Annotated in this window: 21 protein-coding genes; 9 read left to right on the forward strand and 12 right to left on the reverse strand. The window is 64.6% G+C overall.

Annotated elements, in window-relative coordinates; all coding sequences use genetic code 11:
- The first annotated feature begins 65 nt into the window (after positions 1-65).
- The 4 genes from ACP92_RS03545 to ACP92_RS03560 all read left to right on the forward strand — a co-directional run bounded on the left by ACP92_RS03545 (position 66) and on the right by ACP92_RS03560 (position 4,788).
- Positions 66-443 carry a hypothetical protein gene (locus ACP92_RS03545; protein ID WP_013232745.1) on the forward strand — a complete coding sequence of 126 codons (378 nt, stop codon included), beginning with the start codon at positions 66-68 and terminating at the stop codon, positions 441-443.
- A gap of 201 nt (positions 444-644) precedes the next feature.
- A complete protein-coding gene (gene gloA / locus ACP92_RS03550) occupies positions 645-1,049 on the forward strand; it encodes a lactoylglutathione lyase (RefSeq protein WP_041310124.1) in 405 nt (134 codons plus the stop codon).
- Between the two features lie 104 nt (positions 1,050-1,153).
- The gene (locus ACP92_RS03555; RefSeq protein ID WP_041310127.1) at positions 1,154-2,437 is read left to right on the forward strand and encodes a chloride channel protein; all 1,284 of its coding nucleotides are present in this window, start codon (positions 1,154-1,156) and stop codon (positions 2,435-2,437) included.
- 221 nt (positions 2,438-2,658) lie between these two features.
- On the forward strand, positions 2,659-4,788 hold the full coding sequence (locus tag ACP92_RS03560) for a TonB-dependent receptor (protein ID WP_013232748.1): 2,130 nt from the start codon (positions 2,659-2,661) through the stop codon (positions 4,786-4,788).
- Positions 4,789-4,827: 39 nt separating this feature from the next.
- Here the strand turns inward: ACP92_RS03560 and ACP92_RS03565 are convergent, their stop codons facing one another.
- From ACP92_RS03565 to ACP92_RS03620, 12 genes are all read right to left on the reverse strand, one after another.
- Positions 4,828-5,817, reverse strand: coding sequence for a M48 family metallopeptidase (locus ACP92_RS03565; protein ID WP_041310130.1), 990 nt, complete (start codon positions 5,815-5,817; stop codon positions 4,828-4,830).
- A 37-nt stretch (positions 5,818-5,854) separates the two neighbouring features.
- Positions 5,855-6,658: a lysophospholipid acyltransferase family protein gene (locus ACP92_RS03570; protein WP_013232750.1), complete on the reverse strand. Its 804-nt coding sequence runs from the start codon at positions 6,656-6,658 to the stop codon at positions 5,855-5,857.
- A gap of 59 nt (positions 6,659-6,717) precedes the next feature.
- Entirely contained in the window at positions 6,718-7,275 is a 558-nt protein-coding gene (gene gmhB / locus ACP92_RS03575; RefSeq protein ID WP_013232751.1) for a D-glycero-beta-D-manno-heptose 1,7-bisphosphate 7-phosphatase, read from the reverse strand.
- Positions 7,276-7,365: 90 nt separating this feature from the next.
- Positions 7,366-9,486, reverse strand: coding sequence for a glycine--tRNA ligase subunit beta (gene glyS / locus ACP92_RS03580; protein ID WP_013232752.1), 2,121 nt, complete (start codon positions 9,484-9,486; stop codon positions 7,366-7,368).
- A gap of 77 nt (positions 9,487-9,563) precedes the next feature.
- Entirely contained in the window at positions 9,564-10,481 is a 918-nt protein-coding gene (gene glyQ / locus ACP92_RS03585) for a glycine--tRNA ligase subunit alpha (RefSeq protein ID WP_013232753.1), read from the reverse strand.
- Positions 10,482-10,592: 111 nt separating this feature from the next.
- Positions 10,593-12,218 carry an apolipoprotein N-acyltransferase gene (gene lnt / locus ACP92_RS03590; RefSeq protein ID WP_013232754.1) on the reverse strand — a complete coding sequence of 542 codons (1,626 nt, stop codon included), beginning with the start codon at positions 12,216-12,218 and terminating at the stop codon, positions 10,593-10,595.
- A gap of 23 nt (positions 12,219-12,241) precedes the next feature.
- Entirely contained in the window at positions 12,242-13,120 is an 879-nt protein-coding gene (locus ACP92_RS03595; protein ID WP_013232755.1) for an HlyC/CorC family transporter, read from the reverse strand.
- Positions 13,121-13,398: 278 nt separating this feature from the next.
- Entirely contained in the window at positions 13,399-15,042 is a 1,644-nt protein-coding gene (locus ACP92_RS03600; protein ID WP_013232756.1) for a methyl-accepting chemotaxis protein, read from the reverse strand.
- Positions 15,043-15,359: 317 nt separating this feature from the next.
- Positions 15,360-15,815 (reverse strand): rRNA maturation RNase YbeY, encoded by a 456-nt coding sequence (gene ybeY, locus ACP92_RS03605; RefSeq protein WP_013232757.1) that lies wholly within the window; start codon positions 15,813-15,815, stop codon positions 15,360-15,362.
- A complete protein-coding gene (locus ACP92_RS03610) occupies positions 15,802-16,923 on the reverse strand; it encodes a PhoH family protein (protein WP_013232758.1) in 1,122 nt (373 codons plus the stop codon). Before ACP92_RS03610 ends, ybeY begins: the two co-directional genes overlap by 14 nt.
- Before the next feature lie 34 nt (positions 16,924-16,957).
- A complete protein-coding gene (miaB, locus tag ACP92_RS03615) occupies positions 16,958-18,298 on the reverse strand; it encodes a tRNA (N6-isopentenyl adenosine(37)-C2)-methylthiotransferase MiaB (protein ID WP_013232759.1) in 1,341 nt (446 codons plus the stop codon).
- A gap of 237 nt (positions 18,299-18,535) precedes the next feature.
- Positions 18,536-19,453, reverse strand: coding sequence for a LysR family transcriptional regulator (locus tag ACP92_RS03620; RefSeq protein ID WP_041310133.1), 918 nt, complete (start codon positions 19,451-19,453; stop codon positions 18,536-18,538).
- Positions 19,454-19,547: 94 nt separating this feature from the next.
- On the opposite strand from ACP92_RS03620, the gene ACP92_RS03625 reads away from it, so the two are divergent.
- The 5 genes from ACP92_RS03625 to ACP92_RS03645 all read left to right on the forward strand — a co-directional run bounded on the left by ACP92_RS03625 (position 19,548) and on the right by ACP92_RS03645 (position 24,870).
- Positions 19,548-20,156 carry a cysteine hydrolase family protein gene (locus tag ACP92_RS03625; RefSeq protein WP_013232761.1) on the forward strand — a complete coding sequence of 203 codons (609 nt, stop codon included), beginning with the start codon at positions 19,548-19,550 and terminating at the stop codon, positions 20,154-20,156.
- A gap of 381 nt (positions 20,157-20,537) precedes the next feature.
- Positions 20,538-21,155: a nucleoside/nucleotide kinase family protein gene (locus ACP92_RS03630; RefSeq protein ID WP_041310136.1), complete on the forward strand. Its 618-nt coding sequence runs from the start codon at positions 20,538-20,540 to the stop codon at positions 21,153-21,155.
- Between the two features lie 62 nt (positions 21,156-21,217).
- Complete coding sequence (locus ACP92_RS03635) at positions 21,218-22,168, forward strand: ABC transporter substrate-binding protein (RefSeq protein WP_013232763.1); 951 nt, start codon at positions 21,218-21,220, stop codon at positions 22,166-22,168.
- Between the two features lie 109 nt (positions 22,169-22,277).
- Positions 22,278-23,843 carry a sugar ABC transporter ATP-binding protein gene (locus ACP92_RS03640; protein ID WP_013232764.1) on the forward strand — a complete coding sequence of 522 codons (1,566 nt, stop codon included), beginning with the start codon at positions 22,278-22,280 and terminating at the stop codon, positions 23,841-23,843.
- Positions 23,836-24,870 (forward strand): ABC transporter permease subunit, encoded by a 1,035-nt coding sequence (locus ACP92_RS03645; RefSeq protein ID WP_013232765.1) that lies wholly within the window; start codon positions 23,836-23,838, stop codon positions 24,868-24,870. Before ACP92_RS03640 ends, ACP92_RS03645 begins: the two co-directional genes overlap by 8 nt.
- The last annotated feature ends 11 nt before the right edge of the window (positions 24,871-24,881 follow it).

The raw sequence follows: 24,881 nt of genomic DNA on the forward strand, positions 1-24,881 counted from the left end.
TGCCGCGAGAGTAGACGCCAGAAGCAGAGGGCAGAAAGCGCGGACTTCTTTGACAGGAGCCAATCATGGCCAGCAAAAAAATCGCATCGGTATTGATCGCCACCACCCTTCTTGCCTCGGCTGCCGCCGTGAGCACGCCCGCCATGGCGCATGACCGTGGCGGCAACGGAGTGGCCATCGCTGCCGGGATCATCGGGGCCGTCGCCATCGGTTCCCTGATCGCCAACGCCAACAGCGCCCCGGTATACCAGGCCCCGCCGCAGCAGGTCTACTATGAAGCGCCGCAGCCGGTCTATTACCAGCCGCCGCAACAGGTGGTCTATGAACAGCCGCGCTATTACGCACCGCCGCCGCCCCCGCGCCCGGTGCGCTATGTGGAGCGTACCGAGGTGCGCACCTATCGCTACGATGAACGTCCGGATTACTACTATTACGGACGTTGATTGAAGTGCTGCAAGCGTGACGAGCGCTCATCTGGTCGGTGAGCCCGGCTGACGACATCCAGCCATCTTGAGGAAGACGGACAACCGCAGGGTTGTCCGTTTTTTTGTTGGCGGCCGGTGGGCGACCCATGCCGGCGGGCGGCGCGCAAATGGGGGATAATGTCGTCTTGCTTCACATTAGCTATGAAAAGGAGTCGCCAAGTGAGAATGTTGCATACGATGCTGCGCGTGGGAAATCTGGATCGCTCCATCGATTTCTACACCCAGGTGCTGGGCATGAAGCTGCTGCGCAAGAATGACTATCCCGATGGCAAGTTCACCCTGGCCTTCGTCGGCTATGGCGAGGAGCGCGACCACACCGTGCTGGAACTGACCCATAACTGGGACACCGATTCCTACGACCTGGGCACCGGCTACGGCCACATCGCCATCGAAGTCGACGACGCCTATGCCGCCTGCGATGCGGTCAAGGCCAAGGGCGGCACGGTGACCCGTGAAGCCGGTCCGATGAAGCATGGCAAGACCGTGATCGCCTTCGTCACCGACCCGGATGGCTACAAGATCGAGTTCATCCAGAAGAAGGAACAGTTCGACGCCGCCGACTGAGGCCGCCGTCGGTCAGCCTGCCAGCCCGCTCACGCGGGCTTTTTTCATTCCCCGGCAGGCCCTTGCCTTCAAGCGCATCATCACAAGAACAGCAGGAACGCCAATTGAGTCTCTACCAACTATCCAAAAGCCACCTGCGCCGCCTGTGGGTCGAATACGGCATCCTCTGGAGTGGCGCCGTCATCGTCGGCCTGGTCGCGGTGCTCTACGCCCAGGCCATCGAGATCGGCTTCGGCGTGTTCCGCAGCATCCAACACCGCTCGCCCTGGCTGCCGCTGCTGCTCACGCCAGCCGTCTGCGCGGCTTGCGTATGGCTCACGCGCCGCTACTTCCCGGGCTCCGAAGGCAGCGGCATCCCGCAGGCTATCGCCACGCTGCATGGCGATACCGCCGAGCGCGGCAGCACGCTGCTGTCGCTGCGCGTATTGCTGGGCAAGATCGTGCTGTCGGTGGTGGCCATCGCCGGGGGCATGACCATTGGCCGCGAAGGTCCGACGGTGCAGATTGGCGCGGCCATCATGTACAACCTGCGCCGCCTGTATCCGGCTGGCTACGAGCACATGGAGCGCCGCCTGATCCTGGCTGGCGCCGCCGCCGGTCTGGCCGCCGCCTTCAACACGCCGCTGGCCGGGATCGTGTTTGCCATCGAGGAACTCTCGCGCAGCTTCGAGCAGCGCGCCAGTGGCGTGGTCATCACCACCATCATCTTTGCCGGCCTGGTGGCGCTGTCCATCAATGGCAACTACACCTACTTCGGTTCCATCGCCTTTCCGGGTGAGACCAGTGGCCGCCTGATCCTGGCGGTGATCGTCACGGCCGTGCTCATGGGCGTGGCCGGCGGGCTGTTCTGCTGGCTCATCCTCAACCCCACGCGCTGGATTCCGCCAGCGCTGGTGACATTGCGCACCGAGCGCCCGGTGGCCTTCGCGGCGGTCTGCGGCTTCATCGTCGCCGTCATCGGCGTGGCCGCGGGCGGCGCCACCTTCGGCAGCGGCTACGAGCAGGCGCATGGTTTGCTCAATGATGGCCAGGGGCTGTCGGTGTTCTACCCCTTCCTCAAGTTTGCTTCCATGATCGGTTCCTACCTGCCAGGCCTGCCGGGCGGCATCTTCGCGCCCTCGCTGTCCATCGGCGCCGGCTTCGGCAACCTGCTGCACCTGCTCTTCGGCGGTACCTCGCTCCCCATGCTGGTGGCGCTGGCCATGGTGGGCTACCTGGCGGCCGTGACGCAGTCCCCCATCACCGCCTTCGTGATCGTCATGGAAATGGTCGATGGTCACGCCCTGGTCATTTCGCTGATGGCTACCGCGCTGATCGCCTCGGCGGTCTCCAAGGTGTTCGCACCGCCCTTGTATGAAACCCTGGCGGAGCGCTACCTGAAATCCTGAGATCGGCAGATCGTTTTTCCTGCTGAAATTCGTCAAAACGCTGCGTCAATTTGACGCAGCGTCGAGACAAGCGCGTGCATGGCGCTTTTGCGGCCATCTCCTCGTGCCGTGGCGTCGAACGCGACAATATGTCGCAGCTGCCCATCCTGCCCCTTGTCCATAATCCCGCCTTCCCGTTTGCTCGCAGACGGTATCGATAAAGACAACCACAGGGGATTCCCATGCAATCGACTCCATGCGCCTGCGCCATCGCGCTGGCTTTCACCGTGTGCGGCGATGTGTTCGCAAGCGGTGATGAACAGACGCCGCTGCCTGCCATCACGGTACGCGGCGCCAAGCCCTCCATGACACCACCCAGTGCCGACAGCGCTGCGCTGCTCAATGACCAGCCCGGTTACGCCACCGCCGCCGGAGGCGGTGTATCGGCCTTGCCGGTGCTCAATGGCTTTGCCGCAGATCGCCTCAAGACCCGGCTGGACGGCATGGAAGTCACGGCCGCCTGCGGCAACCAGATGAATGCACCGATGTCGTACATGCCGCCCGCGCAGGTGGGCATGACGCGCGTGATCGCCGGCATCACGCCAGTCAGCGTGGGCGGCGACAGCATCGGCGGCACCATCGAATTGAACTCGCCCGCGCCGCAGTTTGCGAGCCAGCCCGGGCAATGGCTGACCAAGGGTGGTTTCTCGGCGTCGGCACGCAGCGTCAATTCGGAGGTGTCGGCATCGGTCAATGCCACCGTGGCCAGCGACCAGCTCTCCGTGGCCTACGTGGCCAGCCAGTCGCGCGCCGAGAGTTACGTCAACGGCAATGGCGACAAGGTGCTCTCCAGTCTCTACCAGAGCAACAACCATGCGCTCACCCTGGCTGCGCGTGGCGAGGGCCAGCAACTGGTACTGAAGGTAGGCCAGCAATACATTCCCTACCAGGGCTTCCCCAACGAATACATGGACATGACCGGCAACCGCTCCACCTTCGCCAACCTGGGCTACGAGCGCCGCTTCGACTGGGGCAGGCTGTCCGGCAAGCTGTACTGGCAGCGTACCGAGCATGAGATGGGCTTCTTCGGCACCGAACGGCGCGGCAACATGCCCATGCAGACGCAAGGCCGCGACCTTGGTTATGCGTTGCGCGCCGATATCGACCTCGCTGCCGATAGCAGCAGCGTGCTGCGGGTGGGTCATGAATACCATAGCTTCCATCTCGACGACGTCTGGCCGCCGGTGGCCGGCTCGATGATGATGAGTCCGCGCACCTATGTGAATATCAACGGCGGCAAGCGCGATCGTTTCGCACTCTTCGCCGAATGGGAGCATAAGCTCGACGCCCGCTGGAGCACTCTGCTGGGCTTGCGCGACGAACTGGTCAAGAGCGACGCCGGCAATGTGCAGTCCTACGGCACCAACATGATGAACCAACCCGATCTCAATGCCGCCAACGCCTTCAATGCGCGCAGCCACGCCAAGACCGACAACAACATCGACCTGACCGCGCTGGCCCGGCTCGAAGCCGATGCTGGCAGCCGCTATGAATTCGGCTATGCCCGCAAGACCCGCTCGCCCAACCTGTACGAGCGCTATACCTGGGGCCGTGGCGGCATGGCCATGCGCATGACCAACTGGTTCGGGGATGGCAACGGTTACGTGGGCGATATCGATCTCAAGCCTGAAGTTGCGCATACGCTCTCCGGCACGGCCGACTGGCACAGCGAAGATAGCGAGGGCGGTGAGGGCAGTGAGGGTAGTGAGCGCCGCTGGTTCTTCAGGCTCACGCCCTACTTCAGCTACGTCGAGAACTATATCGATGCCGATCCCCTCGGCCGCTTCAATCCCTATCGCGTGGCGGCGGCTTCAGGCGCCTATCTGCAATTCGCTAATCATGACGCTCGCCTCTATGGCATCAACGCCGCGTGGAAATGGCCGCTCTGGCGCGCTGCCGGTCTGGGGGACATCGCCTTTACCGGCAAGGCTGGCCTCACGCGCGGCAAGCGCGTCGATGGGGGCAACCTGTATCACATGATGCCGCTCAACATCCTCGCCGCGCTGGAGCAGACCTGGGGCGCATGGAGCAATCGCGCCGAGCTGAACTACGTCGCGCGCAAGAGCCGGGTGGACAGCAATCGCCTGGAACCGGTCACGGCCAGCTACAGCGTGGTCAATCTCAAGAGCAGCTATCGCTTCAACCAGCACATCAGCGTCACGGCGGGGGTCAGCAACCTGTTCAACCGCAACTATGCCGAGCCGCTGGGCGGCGTCTATCTGGCCGGACTGGCGCAAGCCAGGAGCGGCAGCCTGCAAGCCTTGCCGGGCTATGGACGGTCGCTGGATGTGGGGGTGAACGTGAGTTTCTGAGCGAGCGCACCGGGTACAAGGCGGCGCGGGCCATGCCGCTCAGAAGATTGGCATGGTCTCCGGCGCACTGTCGCGCAGCGCCTTCTTGGCGGACTCGAATTCGGGGAAGATCGATTGCACCGTAGCCCAGAAGCGCGGGCTGTGGTTCATCTCGCGCAGATGCGCCAGTTCGTGGGCGATCACGTAGTCGATCAGCGGCAGGGCGAAATGCATCAGCCGCCAGTTCAGGCGGATGCGCGCATCCGAGGTGCAGGAGCCCCATTGGGTGGTGGCCGAGGACAGGGCGTAGGAGCGATATTGCACGCCCAGTTTCTCGGCGTAGATCATGAGCCGCTTGCCGAACAATTCTTCGGCGCGCGCCTGTATCCAACCCTGCACGCGATCCTTCAACTGTTGCTCGCCAGCGTCGGCGGGCAGGCTGATGTTGAGCTCGCGCGTGAGCTCATCCAGGTACACCGCCTGGCGCTGCCCGGTGCGGATGCGCAGGGTGATGTCGCTGCCCAGGTAGGGCAGGGTGGCGCCGTCGCGCCATTGCATCTGCGGTTGCAGGCGGCGCGCCGAACGCTCGCGGCGCTCGTTGAGCTTGGAGAGGATCCAGCGCTGCTTTTCACGGATGGCGTTGTCGATCTCGGCCAGCGTCACCCATTTGGGCGCGGTCACGCGCAAGCCCTCGTCGCTGACCAGAAAACCGATGGTGCGACGCTTGGAGCGCAGCAGGGCGAAGTCGATGGTGTGCTCGCCCAGCTGGATACGGCGCTTGCCATCGGCCGGCCGGGCGCTGGGCGGCGCCAGCAGCGGGCTGGCGGGCGCCGGTACGTCGGGGATCAGGGGCGTGGGCAGCGGCGCGGCGTGGACCACCGGATTGGGGGTGACGATGAGCGGCGGCTGTACGGTCGGTGAAGGCAGGGCCGGGCCAGGATCGGCCATGGGCGCTGCCGTCGCGGAGGGCGCAGGAGCTGGCGCCGCAAACAAGTCCAGTTGCAGCGAGAGCTGGTCGGGATTGGGCTTGGGTTTGCGGAGCAGTATCAAGGCAGTGGCGGCGTCCTGTGTTGCTGTTGGCTAAGGATCAAGACCGTGCAGCATCGCTGGAAGTAGCGGCTGAAGCGGCTGGCCGGGGCGCGCTGTTTTTATAGACGTCCGGCGAAATCACGCGCATCTCGGATTCTATCCAATTTTCGACGCGCTCGTTCAACTCCTGGGGATTCAAGCCTTCCGGTGAAATCGGCTTGCCGATGGATACCGTGATAAGCCCCGGTTTCTTGATGAAGCTGCCCTTGGGCCAGCATTGGCCGGAGTTCATCGCGATAGGCACGACCAGCGTGTTGGTTTCCACCGCCAGGCGCGAACCGCCGGCCTTGTACTTGCCCTGCGAGCCTACGGTGGTGCGCGTGCCTTCGGGGAACATCATGATCCACTGGCCATCGCGCAGACGACGCGTGCCGTGCTCCAGCACCTGGGCAAAGGCGTCGCGACCCTTCTTGCGGTCGATCGGGATCATGCGCAGCAGGGCGATGCCCCAGCCGAAGAAGGGAACGTAGGTCAGTTCCTTCTTGAACACGAACACCAGCGGACGCGGCATGTTGATGACGTAGAAGATGGTCTCCCAGGCCGACTGGTGCTTGGAGAGCAGGATCACCGGGGCGTCCGGGAGGTTTTCGGCGCCGCGGATCTCGTAACGGATGCCGCAGATCACGCGCGCCGTCCAGATCACGAAGACGTTCCAGCGCGAGGTCCACCAGTAGCGCTGGGCATAGGGGAAGGGCGCCGACAGCAGGCAGGCGAAGGACCAGATGATGGTGGCCACGGCCATGAGGGCCATGAAGACCACCGAACGAAGAATCAGGACAAGGCGCAAAATCGTTTCTCCCATGCCTTAGGCATGTTGATGTTGTGAATGGACAGGCTCCGCAGCCAAGCGGATGGCCCGCACTATACCGAAACGCCGACCACCGGTTTCAGGATGAAATCAACCACGGCCGATAAATCCGGGAAGACCAGCGTGCCCGGCGGCAAGCCGCCCTTGGCCTGGGTCTTCTCGCCCTTGCCGGTCAGCACCAGGCAGGGTGCGCAACCGGCCACGTAGCCGGCCTGCAGGTCGCGCAGCGAATCGCCCACCGTGACCACGCCGCCGCGCAGGCTGATATTGAAACGCTTGGCGATCTCATGGAACATGCCCGGCTTGGGCTTGCGGCAATCGCAATTGTCATCGGCCGAGTGCGGGCAGAAGAACACTGCATCGATGTCCGCGCCCGCCTGCTGGGCGGCGGTGTGCATCTTCTGGTGGATGGCGTTGAGGGTCTTGATGTCGAACAGGCCGCGCGCCACGCCCGACTGGTTGGTCGCCACCACCACCCGGTAGCCGGCCTGGTTCAGGCGCGCAATGGCTTCCAGCGATCCCTTGATGGGGATCCACTCGTCGGGCGACTTGATGAAGGCGTCCGAATCCTGGTTGATGACGCCATCGCGATCGAGGATGATCAATTTCATGCCTGCGGCTTCCCTTCATGAACACCGCCGCGCAGGAACAGGCCCATGCGCGGCGGAGCGGTACTGCAAAAACGGCTGGTGGCGCAGGTCTTACGCCGCCAGCTTGGAGATGTCGGCGACCTGGTTGAGCATGCCGTGCAGCGCCGCCAGCAAGGCCTGGCGGTTCTTGCGCAGTTGCTCGTCCTCGGCATTGACCATGACGTCGTTGAAGAAGGCGTCGACATTCTGGCGCAGCTGCGCCAACGCCTTCAAGGCCCCGGCAAAGTCGCCCTTGGCGTAGGCCGCCTCGACCTGCGGGCGGGTGGTCTGCATGGCCGCGAAGAGACCTTGCTCGGCCGCTTCCTGCAACAGGCTTTCCTGCACAGCGCCATGAGCGTCGATGGCCACGCCCTCGATCTTCTTGAGGATGTTGGTGATGCGCTTGTTGGCCGCAGCCAGCGCCTCGGCTTCGGGCAGGGCGGCGAAGGCTTGCACGGCTTGCAGACGTTCCACCACGTTGTCCAGCACCTCGGGTTGCTGCGCCACCACGGCTTCCACTTCGTTCTGCGCAAAGCCGCGCTCGCGCAGCAGGCCGCGCAGGCGATCGTAGATGAAGGCTTGCACGTCGGCGCGCGGATCCTTGAAGTTGGCGTTGCCGGCGAACAGTCCGGTGGCCGCATCCAGCAAGGCCGTCAGCGACAGCGGCAGGCGCTTTTCCACCAGCATGCGCAGCACGCCCAGGGCGTGACGGCGCAGGGCGAAGGGGTCCTTGTCGCCGGTGGGCTGCAGGCCGATGCCCCAGATGCCGACCAGGGTTTCCAGCTTGTCGGCCAGGGCCACGGCGGTGCCGGTGGCGGTGGTCGGCAGGGCGTCGCCGGCAAAGCGCGGTTGGTAGTGTTCGGAGGCGGCCAGTGCGACTTCGTCGGCTTCGCCATCGTGACGCGCATAGTATGTGCCCATGATGCCTTGCAGCTCAGGGAACTCGCCCACCATGTCGGTGAGCAGGTCGGCCTTGGCCAGCAGCGCGCCGCGCTCGGCCAGCTTGACGTCGCCGCCCAGCAGGCTGGCAATCTTGCCGGCCAGCGCCTGCACGCGCTCGGTGCGCTGCAGCTGGTTGCCCAGCTTGTTGTGATAGACCACGTTGGCCAGTTGCGGCACGCGCTCGGCCAAGGTCTTCTTCTTGTCCTGCTCGAAGAAGAACTTGGCGTCCGACAGGCGCGGGCGCACCACGCGCTCGTTGCCGCCGATGATGTGTTCGGGATGCGCGGTCTCCAGATTGGAGACGATCAGGAAGCGCGAACGCAGACGGCCGTTGGCATCGGTCAGCGCAAAATATTTCTGGTTGGTCTGCATGGTCAGGATCAGGCATTCCTGCGGCACGGCCAGGAATTCGTCCTCGAACTTGCATTCATAGACCACCGGCCACTCCACCAGCGCAGTGACTTCATCCAGCAGCGCTTCGGGCATCAGCACCTGGTCGGCGCCGGCCTTGGCCAGTAGCGCGGCGCGGATCTTCTCGCGGCGCTCGGTGAAGCTGGCGATGACGTTGCCTTGCTGGGCCAGGGATTCCACATAGGCGTCGGGCGCAGCGATCTGCAGCGCGCCGGCAGACAGGAAGCGATGGCCCAGCGTGGTGCGGCCCGCATCCAGGCCCAGCGTATTGATCGGCACCACATCGTTGCCCAGCAGCGCCACCAGATAGTGGGCTGGACGAACGAAATGCACCGTCTCGCCGGCGGCGCGGCCGAACTGGCGCTGGTAGCTCATCACCTTGGGGATGGGCAGCTTGGACAGGCTCTCGTCGAGTGCCGCCTGCAGGCCCACGGCCAGGGCCGAACCCTTGGCGGTATAGGTGTAGAAGAAGCTCTCGGCCTTGCCATCCTGGGCGCGTTCCAACTGGTCCGGCGTGATCACGGTGGCGCCCGTGGAGGCGGCCAGGGCGGCCAGCTTCTTCACCAGCGGCGCCGACGGGCGGCCTTCGGCGTCCAGGGCGACGCTCACCGGCAGCACTTTTTCGCGGATCGACTTGTCCGGCGAGGCGGCGCACACCTGGGTGATGGAAACGGCCAGGCGGCGCGGGGTCGCATAGGCGGTGGCGGTGGCATCAGCGTCGAGATAGCCGCGGCTTTGCAGGCCATTGAAGATGCCCGTGGCGAAGGCATCGCCCAGCTTGGCCAGAGCCTTGGGAGGCAGTTCTTCGGTGACGAGTTCTACGAGGAGTGTCTGGTTCATGTTGTCAGTCTTGCTGTCTTGCTCGGGACGCCCGCCCACGCAGGGGCCGGCGCCGCATCATGTCATGGCGTTGCGCTTCAGGCCGCAGCCTTGGCCGGACCCTGGCCCAGCATCGGGAAGCCCAGGCGCTCGCGCGATTCGAAGTAGGCCTGCGCCACCGCCCGCGAGAGATTGCGGATGCGGCCGATGTAGGCCGCGCGCTCGGTGACCGAGATGGCGCCACGGGCGTCGAGCATGTTGAAGGTGTGGGCGGCCTTGAGGACCTGTTCGTAGGCCGGCAGCGCCAGCGGCACTTCCATGAGGCGCTTGGCTTCGGCTTCGTAGTTGGAAAACAGCGAGAACAGGAACTCGGTGTTGGAATACTCGAAGTTGAAGGTGGATTGCTCCACTTCATTCTGGTGGAACACGTCGCCATAGGTCAGGTGCTTCTTGACGCCGTTCTCCATCCATTCGGTCCAGACCAGGTCATAGACGTTTTCCACGCCCTGCAGGTACATCGCCAGACGCTCGATGCCGTAGGTGATCTCGCCCAGCACCGGCTTGCAGTCCAGGCCGCCGACCTGCTGGAAGTAGGTGAACTGGGTCACTTCCATGCCGTTCAACCACACTTCCCAGCCCAGGCCCCAGGCGCCCAGGGTGGGGTTTTCCCAGTCGTCCTCGACGAAGCGCACGTCATTCTGCTTCAGGTCCAGGCCCAGCGCTTCCAGCGAACCCAGGTACAGGTCCAGGATGTTTTCCGGCGCCGGCTTCAACACCACCTGGTACTGGTAGTAGTGCTGCATGCGGTTGGGATTCTCGCCATAGCGGCCATCCTTGGGACGGCGCGACGGCTGGACGTAGGCGGCGCGCCACGGTTCCGGGCCGATCGCGCGCAGGAAGGTCGCGGTGTGCGAGGTGCCGGCACCGACTTCCATGTCGTAGGGTTGCAGCAGTGCACAGCCCTGGGCGTCCCAATATTCTTGCAACTTGAGGATGATTTGTTGAAATGTCAGCATCGTGTGTGGTTGCCTGGCGAACCGGCGGAGGAATTGCGAAAACCTTGGATTTTAGCGCCTTTTGGGGCGTTTGACCCGGTTTTGCCGGGTCGGCGTCTCAGCGTCTGGGCATCAATGGCGGATGCGCGCAGCCTTGTTGCGGCCCCAGGCCAGCAGCAGCATGAGCAGGGCCAGGCCCAGCACCAGCTTGTTGCCCAGCAGAATGTAGGGGGTCTGGCCGCCATAGCCTTGCACCGTGGCCGACAGCACGCCGCGGGTGTAGGGCGGCAGTTCGCTGGTGGCGCCGCCCGGCAGGATCACCGCGGTCGCTCCGGTGTTGGTGGCGCGTAGCATCGGACGGCCCGTCTCCAGCGTGCGCATCTGCGAGATCTGCAGATGCTGGGGCAGGGCGATCGAATTGCCGAACCAGGCGATGTTGGACAGGTTCAGCAGCACGCTGGCCTCCGGCTGGGCGGCGCGATAGGCCGCGCGCAACTGGCCGGCGATTTCCTCGCCGAACAGGTCTTCGTAGCAGATGTTGGGCAGCACCCATTGGTCTTTCACGCCAAAGGGCGATTGCACCGGCGCACCGCGCGTCATGTCGCCCAGCGGGATGTGCATCATGTCGACGAACCAGCGGAAACCCGGCGGGATGAATTCACCGAAGGGCACCAGATGATGCTTGTCGTAGCGATAAGGCAAGAACGCCGACCCCATGCCCGGCCCGAAGCCCAGCACCGAGTTGGCGTACAGCTGCGGCCCGTCGGAGAGGGGAATACCCAGCGCCAGATGGCTGCCGCTGACCTGTGCAAAGCGGGCGATGCGCTCCAGGTAGTCCGGCGGCAACTGCTGCGGCAACAGTGGAATGGCGGTCTCGGGCGTGGCGATCAGGTCGGCCGGGGCCGCGCTGATCATCTGCTCATACATGCCCAGCGTGGCCACCAGGGCATCGTTGGAGAATTTCATTTCCTGCGGGATATTGCCCTGCAAGAGCCGCACCGAGATCGGCTGCCCTTGCGGCGCAGTCCATTTCACCAGGCGCAGCGCCACGCCGCCAGCGCAGAGCAGGGCCGCTGCGCACAGCGGCAGGATGATGCGCTGGCCGGTGCCGGCCACGCCCTTGCGGGACAGGCCCATCCACAACAGGGCCAGGCTACCCGCGATCAGGGCGGCGATCCAGCCGACCAGGTAGACCCCGCCCACGGGCGCAAAGCCGGCCAGCGGCCCGGCGGTATGGGCATAGCCCGAGACCAGCCAGGGAAAACCCGTAAAGACCCAGCCGCGCGCCCATTCCATCAGCGCCCACAGCGCCGGCAACATGAACAGCGCCAGCACCAGCGGCGAGGACGACCAGCGTGTGCGCAGCCAGCTGGCCGCCGCCGTCGCCGCGCCCGCGTACAGGCCCAGATAGAGCGCCAGCAAGCCCACGGCCAGCGCCGCCATCCAGGCCGGCATGCCGCCGTAGTCGTGCATGCTGATGTAGAGCCAGTGCACGCCCGCTGCAGCCCAGCCAAAGCCGTACAGCCAGCCGCGCAGGAACTGGCTGCGCATGCTCGCCTGCGGTTGCGCCAGCACGCCGTGGAACAGCCAGGCCAGCGCCAGGATCTGCAAGGGCCACAGCTTGAAGGGCGCAAAGGCAAACACATTGATGGCGCCCGCGGCCACCGGCATCAGCAGCCAGGCGGCCGCGCCCAGGCGACCGCGCGCGGCGGTCTGCCCGTGCGGGAGGCGCAGGTCGTGAGGGGAGGGGGAATTCACAATCGGACCGGCAGGATCAGGTGCTATTCGTCGCTGGCTGGCGCCGGTGGCAATTGCGAGACCAGCAACACATGCACCTGGCGCGCATCGGCGCGCAGCACTTCGAAGTGCAGGCCGTCGATATCGAACTCGTCGCCCTTGCGCGGCACCCGGCCCACATGGTTGGCCACCAGGCCGCCGATGGTGTCGGCGTCGTCGTCGGAGAAGCGGCTGCCCACTTCCTCATTGAACTGCTCGATCTCGGTGAGCGCCTTGACGCGCCAGCGCGCGCCGTGCGGGCCATCCTTCAAGGCCAGCACATTGTCCTCGGCTTCGTCGAAATCGTATTCATCCTCGATGTCGCCGACGATCTGTTCCAGCACATCCTCGATGGTGATCAGGCCAGCCACGCCGCCGTATTCGTCCACCACCACGGCCATGTGGTTGCGGTTGGCGCGGAAATCGCGCAGCAGCACATTCAGGCGCTTGGATTCGGGAATGAAGATGGCCGGGCGCAGCATGTCGCGCACATCAAAGGATTCTTCGGCGTAATAGCGCAGCAGGTCCTTGGCCAGCAGGATGCCGACCACCTTGTCGCGTTCGCCATCGACTGCCGGGAAGCGCGAGTGCGAGGTCGCCAGCACCTCGGGCATCCAGGTTTCGATGGGCTTGGAAATATCGATGGTGTCCATCTGCGAGCGCGGGACCATGATGTCGCGCACGGCCAGGTCGGACACCTGGAACACGCCTTCGATCATCGACAGCGCATCGGCATCGATGAGATTGCGCTCGTGGGCATCGTGCAGCACTTCGAGCAGTTCTGCCCGGTTTTCGGGTTCGGGGGAAATCAGTGCGGTGAGTCGTTCGAACAGGGAACGATGGGGTTTAGCGTCAGACTTGACGCTACTAGGGTGATCTTGCATGGCGTTAGGCGCGAGCCCGACGTAGTTTCGAAGAGCCATAGGATACAACAATTATGTGACAAGTCCACTAAAGGGCCGGCCAGAGCGGCCTGCCCCGCGTGTTCATCAGCGTCTTCTTGCCCGCCGGAAAGCACGGCCGCCGGATACGGATGCGTGCGTGCAAAAAAAAGCCGGCATCACGGATGCCGGCAAGGACTTCATCAGGGAAACGGTATCGCTCTTGCGCTAACTGTTTGTTGCGGTTGCTGCTGCGGCAGCCCGGTCTGGGCTGCGTGGTCTCATGCGTAGCTGAGGGCTTCCATATGTACCGGTCCGGACACGGCAGCGTCCTCCCGTTCTGCCGAGCGCAGGTGCTGGGGCGCATTCTGAGCGCGGCTGAGCTTGAAGATGCTGACCACTTCCGTCAGCGCCACGCTCTGCTGTTGCATCGAGGCGGCGGCGGCCGCGGCTTGCTCGACCAGGGCGGCGTTCTGCTGGGTGGCTTCGTCGATCTGGGCCACGGCGCGGTTGATCTGTTCCAGGCCGCTGGTCTGCTCGGCGCTGGCGGCGCTGATGTCATGCATGATATGGGTCACGCTCTTGATGCTTTCCACCACTTCATGCATGGTCGAACCGGCCTCGCTGACCTGCTTTTCACCGGTGACGACCTTGGCGACGGATTCATTGATGAGCGCTTCGATTTCCTTGGCGGCCACTGCCGAACGTTGCGCCAAGGTGCGCACCTCGGACGCCACCACGGCAAAGCCGCGTCCCTGTTCACCGGCACGGGCGGCTTCCACAGCGGCGTTCAAGGCCAGGATATTGGTCTGGAAGGCGATGCCGTCGATGACGCTGATGATGTCCACGATCTTGTGCGAGGACGCGCTGATGGAGTTCATGGTGTCGACCACGCGGCCCACGGCGGCACCGCCCCGGGCAGCCACTTGCGAAGCGTTGTCGGCCAGGCGGTTGGCTTCACGGGCATTGTCGGCGTTCTGCTTGACGGTGGCGGTGAGCTGCTCCATCGCCGAGGCGGTTTCCTGCAGGGAACCAGCCTGTTGTTCGGTACGGTTGGACAGGTCCATGTTGCCTTGCTTGATTTCATCGGAGGCCACGGCAATGGTGTCGGTGCCCTGGCGCACTTCGCCGACGATGTTCACCAGGCTGTCGTTCATGCCCTTGAGGGCGCTCATCAGCTGGCCCAGCTCATCCTTGCTGGTGACTTCGATGCGGCTGCCCAGGTCACCCGATTGCACGCTCTGCGCCACGCTCACGGCCTGGGCCAGCGGACGGGAGATCGAGCGGGTCAGCAGCCAGGCCACCATGCCGCCCAGCGTCAGGGCTGCCAGGCTGGCTGCCAGCATGGTCCACTTGGCCAGGGTATAGGCGGCTTCGGCCTCTTCCACGTTGGCTTCGGAATTCTTGCGCAGCAGCTTGTTGAATTGTTCGACCTGGGCGATGACGCGGTTGAGGATGGGCATGCAATCCTTGACCAGCGAAGCGCGCGCAGCCTCGGTTTGTTGCGAGGTGGCCAGCTTGACGATATTGACCGCCACCGGCAGGTATTGCGCTTCCAGCTGGCGCAGCTTCTCCAGCATCTCGCGTTCCTGCGGCGAGCTGGCCGGATGCTGCATCAGGCGGCCCAGTTCGGCCATGCCGGCATCGATGTCCTGTTGCGACGAACCGACCAGGTCCAGGTCGTTCTTTTGATCTGCAGCAGACTGCACCAAGGTCAGGTTGCGCGCGGCGATGGCGCGTAGGCCGACGGCGAATTGCACTTTGGACAAGGCTTCCAGCTTGCCCTCATCGACGGAGGTCAGGAAGACGATACGATCGTTCAGGCGCGACACTTGCTGCAGGCCGAAGGCGGCGACCGCCACCAGCAGGATGAGTACGGCGGCAAAGCCAAGGCCAAGACGATGGCCGATCTTCAAGTTCTTCATGACAACCTCCCCGAAATAAGTTTTTGTTTGGTATGGGAGGCATTCTTGTTCAGTACAGCCATGATTCCTATCGGGGTTTTCCTGAAATGCGGGAAAAGATTGGCGTATGCACAGCCGTATTGTTGATATGGCGACATCAAAAGAATCGTTTACTGATCGCAAATGCATCATCGATCAATTTTTCGATAGGCAGAGTGGCAAATGATGACTGCCTGGCCATCCGCGCATCGCAAAAAAAAACGGCCTGCCGTAGCAGACCGTCTTCGGGACCCTTTTTCCTGATCACCAGATCATCAGATCATCAGATCATCACGCCTTCATCGCGCGGCATAGGGATTGGCATAACCCAGACCAGCCAGGATCTCGGTTTCCAACGCTTCCATCTCGTCGGCTTCCTCATCGTCCTCGTGGTCATACCCCTGTGCATGCAGCACGCCATGCACCACCAGGTGGGCGGTATGTTCTTCCACGCTCTTCTTCTGCTCAGCCGCTTCCTTCTCCAGCACATCGGTGCAGAAGATGATGTCGGCCTCGGTCACTTCGCTGTCTTCATCTTCTGTATAGGCAAAGGTCAGCACATTGGTGGCGTAGTCCTTGCCGCGATAGTCGCGGTTGAGGTCGCGGCCCTCTTCGCTGCCCACGAAGCGCAGCGTCAGCTGGGCCGGCGCGAACAGGGCGGCTTGCACCCAGCGGCGCAGCAGGGTGGTGGTGATGGTCTTCTTGAGACGCTCATCGGCATATTGCACTGAGAGCGTGAGTTTATGTTTTGGCATGGCGCGGCTTGGCAGACTTGGTCAGGAGGTTGGTAGCAGTGCGGGCGGTAGCGCGCGCGGTATCGGGTTTGCTGTTGCCAGCGGCGTCATAGGCATCGACGATGCGCGCGACCAGCGGATGGCGCACCACGTCGGCGCTGGTGAAGCGCGAGAAGGCGATGCCGCGCACCTCGTGCAGCACCGAGATCGCATCGACCAGGCCGCTCTTCTGGCCATGGTGCAGATCGACCTGGGTGACGTCGCCGGTGATGACGGCCTTGCTGCCGAAACCGATGCGGGTCAGGAACATCTTCATCTGTTCCGGCGTGGTGTTCTGCGCTTCGTCGAGGATGATGAAGGCGTGGTTGAGCGTGCGGCCGCGCATGTAGGCCAGCGGTGCGATCTCGATGGCCTGCTTCTCGAAGAGCTTCTGCGTGCGATCAAAGCCCAGCAGGTCGTACAGCGCGTCATACAGCGGACGTAGATAGGGATCGACCTTCTGCGCCAGGTCGCCCGGCAGGAAGCCCAGGCGCTCGCCCGCTTCCACCGCCGGGCGCGTGAGCACGATGCGTTGCACGGCGTCGCGTTCCAGCGCATCGACCGCGCAGGCCACGGCCAGGTAGGTCTTGCCGGTGCCGGCCGGACCCACGCCGAAGGTAATGTCGTGTTCCAGGATGGCGTTCAGGTACTGGCTCTGGTGGGGCGTGCGACCGCGCAGGTCGTGCTTGCGGGTCTTCAGTACCGGGCTTTCGGGCAGCGGATCCTGGCTGTCCTTGTCTTCCTCGACCGCAGCTGCTACGGCGGCCTTGCCACGGCGCGCCGGCAAGGGCGGCAGGCCCGCTTCTTCATCGGCGGCGGCGTTGGCGCGCTGCTCGACCAAGGCCAGCTGGATATCATCCACCGCCACCGGGCGGTCGGCCTTGTCGTAGAAGCGCTCCAGCACTTCCACGGCGCGCTCGGCATTGGTGCCGGTGACGATGAAGCGGTCGCCGCGACGGAAGATGGTCACATCCAGCGCCGCCGAGATCTGGCGCAGGTTTTCATCGAGCGCACCGCACAGGTTGGCCAGGCGCTTGTTGTCCAGCGGCTGGGGCGTGAAGTGGTGAGGCTGGTTGGGGATCTTTTTCAATGCACGATTCCGGTTAGGGGGAGGGATTGAAACATCAATGCTGGGTCACGATCTCGCCGCGCAGCGAGAAGGGGAAGGCTTCGGTGATGCTGACCTCGATGATCTGTCCGATCAGGCGCTGGCCGTTCGGGCCGCCATCGAAGTTGACCACGCGATTGCTTTCGGTACGGCCCTGCAGTTCATGCTCGCGGCGCTTGGAGACGCCTTCCACCAGCACACGCTGCACGGTCCCGACCTGGGCCGCACTGATCCTGGCGGCATTGTCGTTGAGCGCGGCCTGCAGGCGCTGCAGGCGGGCCAGCTTGACTTCCTGCGGGGTGTCGTCCGGCAGGTTGGCCGCCGGCGTGCCAGGACGCGCGCTGAAGATGAAGGAGAAACTGTTGTCAAAGCCCACATCGGCCACCAGCTTCATGAGCGCCTCGAAATCTTCCTCGGTCTCGCCAGGGAAGCCGACGATGAAGTCCGACTGCACCGTGATATCCGGACGCACCTTGCGCATGCGGCGGATCACCGACTTGTATTCCAGCGCCGTATAGCCGCGCTTCATGGCCGCCAGCGTGCGGTCCGAGCCGTGTTGCGCGGGCAGGTAGAGGTGGTTGCACAGCTTGGGCACCTTGGCGTAGGTGTCGATCAGGCGCTGCGAGAATTCCTTGGGATGGCTGGTCACGAAGCGGATGCGCTCGATGCCGGGCAGCTCGGCGATGTATTCGATCAACAGCGCGAAGTCGGCAATCTCGCCATCTTCCATCACACCGCGATAGGCGTTGACGTTCTGGCCCAGCAGCATGATTTCCTTGACCCCCTGATCGGCCAACCCGGCCACTTCGGTCAGCACATCCTCGAAGCGGCGCGAGACTTCCTCGCCGCGGGTGTAAGGCACCACGCAATAGCTGCAATACTTGCTGCAACCTTCCATGATGGAGACATAGGCCGTGGCCCCTTCCACGCGCGCCGGCGGCAGGTGGTCGAATTTCTCGATCTCGGGGAAGCTGATATCGACTTGCGGGCGACCACTGTAGCGCCGCTCCGAAATCATCTGCGGCAAGCGGTGCAGGGTCTGCGGGCCGAACACCATGTCCACGAAAGGCGCGCGCTTGATGATGGCCTCGCCTTCCTGCGAAGCCACGCAGCCGCCCACGCCGATCAACAGCGCGGGATTGTTCTTCTTCAGCGCGCGCAGCCGGCCCAGGTCGGAAAACACCTTTTCCTGCGCCTTTTCGCGGATGGAACAGGTGTTGAGCAAGATCACGTCCGCCTCTTCCGGGCGGTCGGTCTTGATCAGGCCATCGGAGGCATTGAGCACGTCAGCCATCTTGTCCGAGTCGTACTCGTTCATCTGGCAGCCGAAGGTTTTGATGAATACTTTTTTCTGCATAGATCGTTATCAGGCCATGAGCGCCATGAGCGCGGGGAAAACGCATGCCAACATGCGCGCGCCGGCGTGGCGGAGGGCGGTGAGCCGCTGCCACCGGCTGCGGATGCGCTCTTGCCAGACAGGAAGAACCTCCCTTGCAGCGGGGCAGGAGCCCGTTTCCGGAGGAACGCGATTATAGCACCGCAAGCCGCGCCGGGCGGGGCGGGCAGGCGGCCGGCCGGGCTTGCGGCAGGGCGCTCACAGTTCCCCGCAGCAAGCCTGCAACCACTCCAGCACGGCGCGCAGCCTGGGCAAGGCCTTGAGGTCGCGGTGGAACACCGCCCACAGCTCCCGCACCAGTTGTGGCGTGCTCTCCACAGTCTGCAGCTCAGGCGCCAGCAGATAGCTGGGCAGCAAGGCCAGCCCGACCCCGGCGCGCGCCGCCATGCATTGCGCCACCAGGCTGGCGCTGCGCAGGCGCACCGGGTTGCCGTCGGCGTGGGCGGCCAGCCAGCGCGTCTCGGGGATGTCCGGCACGCTGTCGTCATAGCCGATCACCGGGGCGCTGCCGCGCTGGTGACGCCAGGCCGCCACCTGATCGGCGGTGCCGCACAGGTAGAAGCGCACCACGCCCAAGCGCCGCGCGATCAGCTCACCGTCCTGCGGGCGGGCAAAACGCAGGGCCAGGTCGGCTTCGCGCCGGGCCAGGCTCAAGGTCTGGTGGCCCATGGCCAGTTCGATGTCCAGGGCCGGCCATTGCTGCAACAGGCTGGGCAGGCGCGGGGCCAGGAACAGGGTACCCATGGCATCGGTGCAGGCCAGGCGCAGCTTGCCCTCCATGCGCAGGTCTTCGCCGGCCAGGGTGCGCGCCAGCTGGCGGGTCTGGTCCTGCATGGCGCGCGCGGCCGCCAGCACGCTCTCGCCCAGGCGGGTCAGTTCGATATCGTCGGCGCGGCGGATGAACAGGGGCGCGGCCAGGGTCTGCTCCAGCTGCTGCAGGCGCCGGCCGATGGTGGCATGGGTCACGCCCAGCACGCGCGCCGCGCCCGAGAAGCTGCCCGCATCGACGAAGGCGGCGAAGCTGCGCAGGCTTTCCCAGTCGGCATGCAGGGCTGCCCGTGCAGCATGGTGGCGGGAGGCGGGACGGGATGCGGGGCGGGCTGTTAATTTTTTCACAGTCAGATGGCGATCACGTTGAATGGTGGTGCGAATTTTATCGGACTAAGATGCCTGCATCCCGCTTCGTCCTCTTTTCAGCAAGGAGTTTTCCATGAGCACACCCCAGACCCTGATCCAGATCGCCGGTGGTTCGCCACGCGCCGCCACCTGGCAGGAAGCCGCGCTGGTCATCATCGACCACCAGACCGAATACACCACTGGCCGCGCACCCCTGGCCGGCATCGGCGCAGCCGTCGCCGAAGTCGCTCTCCTGCTGGAACACGCGCGTGCTGCCGCTGCGCCGGTGATCCATGTGGTCCATCACGGCAAGCCGGGCGGCGCCATGTTCGATCCCCAGGGGCCGCATGTGGCCATCATCGACGGCGTGCAGCCGCAGCCGGGCGAGGCGGTCATCACCAAGGGCCTGCCCAATTCGTTCGCCGGCACCACCCTGGATGAGACCCTGAAGAAGACCGGCCGCAAATCGCTCATCATTGCCGGCTTCGCCACCCACATGTGCGTGAGCGCGACGGTGCGCTCGGCGCTGGACCATGGCTATGCCTGCACGGTCGTGGCCGCCGCCTGCGCTACCCGCGACCTGCCTGATCCGCTGGGCGGGCCGGCGCTATCGGCAGCCGAGATCCAGCGCGTGGCGCTGGCTGAGCTGGCCGATCGCTACGCCACCGTGGTGGCCCATGCGGGGCTGTTGCCAGCAGTCTGAGAACGCTTTATCAGCACAGGGGAGGACGCATCTGCGTCCTCTTTTTTTTGCGTTCACTGCGCGACTTATCGAGAAGCGGATCGATATCGCCGTTTTGCTCACAAAATTTCATCACGTTGACGGCGCGGAACTAGCAATAATTAGAAATTGAAACCAAGAATCAGTGGAGACAAGGAACAAGCGCAGGTTCATGCGTTAGTTTATCGGCTGCCCAAAAACCACCCTGATCCGGCGCCATCGACTGCAATAGCAGGACCGGCGCGGCTCATGGGCTGGGAAAGAAGATCGGAGCATGCGCGCACCAGGCGTGTTCCCTAACAGAATGCAGATGCTGCATTCGCTTTGCCGAAACGGCAGCAGCCCAACAAGGATAGATCGAAGATGATGTCGGCAGTCTATCGCGACAGGGTGCAAGCCCTGCTCGCCAGTGGTCAACGCAAGATACTGGGCATCGCCGGCGCGCCCGGCAGCGGCAAGTCCACCCTGGCCCAGGCCTTGCTGGAACAGGCCGGGGAGCGCGCGGTGGTGCTGCCCATGGATGGCTACCATCTCGCCAATGCCGAGCTGGCGCGGCTGGGACGCGCCGCCCGCAAAGGCGCGGAGGACACCTTCGACAGCGCCGGCTACGTGGCGCTGCTGAGCCGCCTGCGCAGCCAGGGCGGCGATGAACTCATCTACGCGCCGCAATTCCTGCGCGAGATCGAGGAAGCCGTCGCCGGCGCCATCCCCATTCCGCCCAGCACCCAGCTCATCATCACCGAAGGCAACTACCTGCTGCTCGATCGCGGCCACTGGGCGCGCGTGCGCCCGCTGCTCGATGAATGCTGGTACCTGGAGGTCGACCCGACCCTGCGGGTGCAGCGCCTCATCGCCCGACACGTGCAGTTCGGCCGCACGCCCGAGGCCGCCCGCGCCTGGGTGATGGACAGCGACGAAGCCAATGCCGCCCTCATCGAGACCACCCGCCCGCGCGCCGATCTGATTTTCCGCTGGGACTGACGTCCCGGCATTGCTGCCCCGTACTGCCCGAAGACCAACAATCCCCCTTCACGGAGACCCGCATGATCAAGAACACCATCGCCATCGCCTGTTCCACCCTGTTGCTGGCGGCCGCCGCGCAGCCCGCCATGGCCGCTGACAAGCCGCTCAAATCGGTGGGCGTCACCGTGGGCGACCTGGCCAATCCCTTCTTCGTGGCCATCGCCAAGGGCGCCGAGAGCGGCGCGCACAAGATCAACCCGGACGCCAAGGTCACCGTGGTCTCGTCCAAGTACGACCTCAACACCCAGGTCGGCCAGATCGAGAATTTCATCGCCAACAAGGTTGACCTGATCGTGCTCAACGCCGCCGATTCCAAGGGCGTCGGCCCGGCCGTGAAGAAGGCGCAGAAGGCCGGCATCGTCGTGGTGGCCGTGGACGTGGCCGCTGCGGGCGCGGACGTGACGGTGATGTCGGATAACACCATGGCCGGGGCCGAGTCGTGCAAGTTCCTGGCCGAGAAGCTGCAGGGCAAGGGCAATGTGGTCATCGTCAATGGTCCGCCGGTGTCCGCAGTGATGGATCGGGTGACCGGCTGCAAGGCCGAGTTCAAGAAGTCGCCCGGCATCAAGATCCTCTCCGACAACCAGAACGCCGGCGGCAGCCGTGATGGCGGCATGACCACCATGTCCAACCTGCTGGCGGCCCAGCCCAAGATCGATGCGGTCTTCGCCATCAACGATCCCACCGCCATTGGCGCCGAACTGGCCATCCGCCAGGCCAAGCGCAGCGACATCAAGTGGATCAGCGGCGTGGATGGCGCGCCCGACGCCGAGCGCGCGCTCAAGGACAGCAAGTCGCTGTTTGCCGCCTCACCCGCGCAGGACCCCTACGGCATGGCTGCCGAGAGCGTCGCCATCGGCTACGCCGTGATGAACGGCCGCGCCCCACAGCAGAAGGTCAAGCTGTTGCCGGTCAAGCTGATCACCCGCGACAACGTGGCCGACTACCAGGGCTGGGTGCCGGCCAAGTAAGCCTGGCGCGGGCTGCGCCCCGTGCCCTGGGCACGGGGCGGGCAACGTGAACCACGCCGACAAGCTGAACCACGCGCAAGGCCGCTTCCCGGACTTTATTCCTGTTGATATGACCCAGACTCCCTTGCTCCAGATGCGCGGCATCCGCAAGTCCTTCGGCGCCACGCTGGCGCTGTCGGACATGCACCTGACCATCCGCCCCGGCGAGATCCACGCCCTCATGGGTGAGAATGGCGCCGGCAAGAGCACGCTGATGAAAGTGCTCTCGGGCGTGCATGCGCCCGACCAGGGTGAAATCCTGCTCGATGGCCGGCCCGTCGCCCTGCGCGACCCGGGCGCCAGCCGCGCCGCCGGCATCAACCTCATCTATCAGGAACTGGCGGTGGCGCCCAACATCAGCGTGGCCGCCAATGTCTTCATGGGCAGCGAGCTGCGCACCCGCCTGGGCCTGATCGACCACGCCGCCATGCGCAGCCGCACCGACGCCGTGCTGCGCCAGCTGGGCGCGGGCTTTGGCGCCAGCGACCTGGCTGGTCGGCTCTCCATTGCCGAGCAGCAGCAGGTCGAGATCGCCCGGGCGCTGGTGCATCGCAGCCGCATCGTCATCATGGACGAGCCCACCGCCGCCCTCTCCGAACGCGAGACCGAGCAGCTCTTCAATGTCGTGCGCCGCCTGCGCGACGAAGGCCTGGCCATCATCTACATCAGCCACCGCATGGCCGAGGTGTATGCCCTGGCGGATCGGGTGACGGTGCTGCGCGATGGCAGTTTCGTCGGTGAACTGGTGCGAGACGAAATCGATTCGGAACGCATCGTGCAGATGATGGTGGGACGCTCCCTCAGCGAGTTCTACCAGCACCAGCGCATCGCCCCCGCCGACGCGGCGCAATTGCCCACGGTCATGCAGGTGCGCGCGCTGGCTGGCGGCAAGATCCGGCCCGCCTCCTTCGACGTGCGCGCCGGCGAAGTGCTGGGCTTTGCCGGGCTGGTCGGCGCCGGTCGTACCGAACTGGCGCGCCTGCTCTTTGGCGCCGATCCCCGGTCGGGCGGCGACATCCTGCTCGAGGGCCGCCCCGTGCATATCGACCAGCCGCGTGCGGCCATGCGGGCCGGCATCGCCTACGTTCCCGAAGACCGCAAGGGCCAGGGCCTGTTCCTGCAGATGGCCGTCGCTGCCAATGCGACCATGAACGTGGCCTCGCGCCACACCCGCCTGGGCCTGGTGCGCAGCCGTTCGCTGGGGGGCGTGGCGCGCGCGGCGATCCAGCGCCTGAACGTCAAGGTCGCCCATCCCGAGACCCCGGTGGGCAAGCTCTCCGGCGGCAACCAGCAAAAGGTCTTGCTGGCGCGCTGGCTGGAGATCGCCCCCAAGGTGTTGATCCTCGACGAGCCCACGCGGGGTGTGGATATCTATGCCAAGAGCGAGATCTATCAACTTGTCCACAGGCTGGCCAGCCAGGGCGTGGCGGTGGTGGTCATCTCCAGCGAACTGCCGGAGGTGATCGGCATCTGCGACCGCGTGCTGGTCATGCGCGAAGGCATGATCACCGGTGAGCTCGCCGGCGCGGCCATCACCCAGGAAAACATCATGCGCCTGGCCACCGACACCAATGTCCCGCGCACCGCGCCGGCCTCCCACTCTTCTCCTACTCCCCTGGCTCCCTCTCATGGCTGATACCAAGATGACGCACACCCACGATGCCGTCCCGCCCGGCGCCCGCCGGTCTTCTTCCACCACCGCGCAATGGCTGCTGCACCGGCTGGGCATGCTGCCGGTGCTGGTGGTGCTGTACCTGTTGTTCTATGGGCTCACGCTCTACCTCAGCGGCGATGGCACCTCCAATTTCGCCAGTGCCGAAAACACCATGAACATCCTGCGCCAGGTCGCCATCAACCTGGTACTTGCCGCCGGCATGACCTTCGTCATCCTCACTGCCGGCATCGACCTCTCGGTGGGTTCGGTGCTGGCCGTCTCGGCCGTGCTGGGCATGCAGGTCTCGCTGGGCGCCGCACCGGGCTGGGCGATTCCGATGTTCATCTTCTCCGGCCTGGTCATGGGCATGGTCAACGGGGCCATGGTGGCCTTGCTCAACATCAACGCCTTCGTGGTCACGCTGGGCACGATGACGGCCTTTCGCGGCGCCGCCTACCTGCTGGCCGACGGCACTACCGTGCTCAACAATGACATCCCCAGTTTCGAATGGATAGGCAATGGCGACTTCCTGCACGTGCCCTGGCTGATCTGGGTGGCCGTGGCGGTGGTGCTGCTGTCCTGGGTGATCCTGCGCAAGACCGTGCTGGGCATGCACATCTACGCCATCGGCGGCAACCTGCAGGCAGCGCGCCTGACCGGCATCCGCGTGGGCCTGGTGCTGCTGTTCGTCTATTCGATCAGCGGTCTCTTCTCCGGCCTGGCCGGGGCCATGTCGGCCAGCCGCCTGTATGGTGCCAACGGCAACTGGGGCAGCGGCTATGAGCTCGACGCCATCGCCGCCGTGGTGCTGGGCGGCACCAGCCTGATGGGCGGCGTGGGCAGCATCTGGGGCACCGTCGTGGGGGCGCTGATCATCGGGGTGATGAACAACGGTCTGACCATCCTCGGCCTGTCCTCGTTCTGGCAATACGTGGCCAAGGGCGCGGTGATCGTGCTGGCCGTGATCCTCGACAAATGGCGTCAGAAGGACGCCGCCCAATCTGCCTGATCCGCCTGATA

It is taken from the genome of Herbaspirillum seropedicae (genome assembly GCF_001040945.1).
In the GTDB taxonomy this organism is placed as follows: domain Bacteria; phylum Pseudomonadota; class Gammaproteobacteria; order Burkholderiales; family Burkholderiaceae_D; genus Herbaspirillum; species Herbaspirillum seropedicae.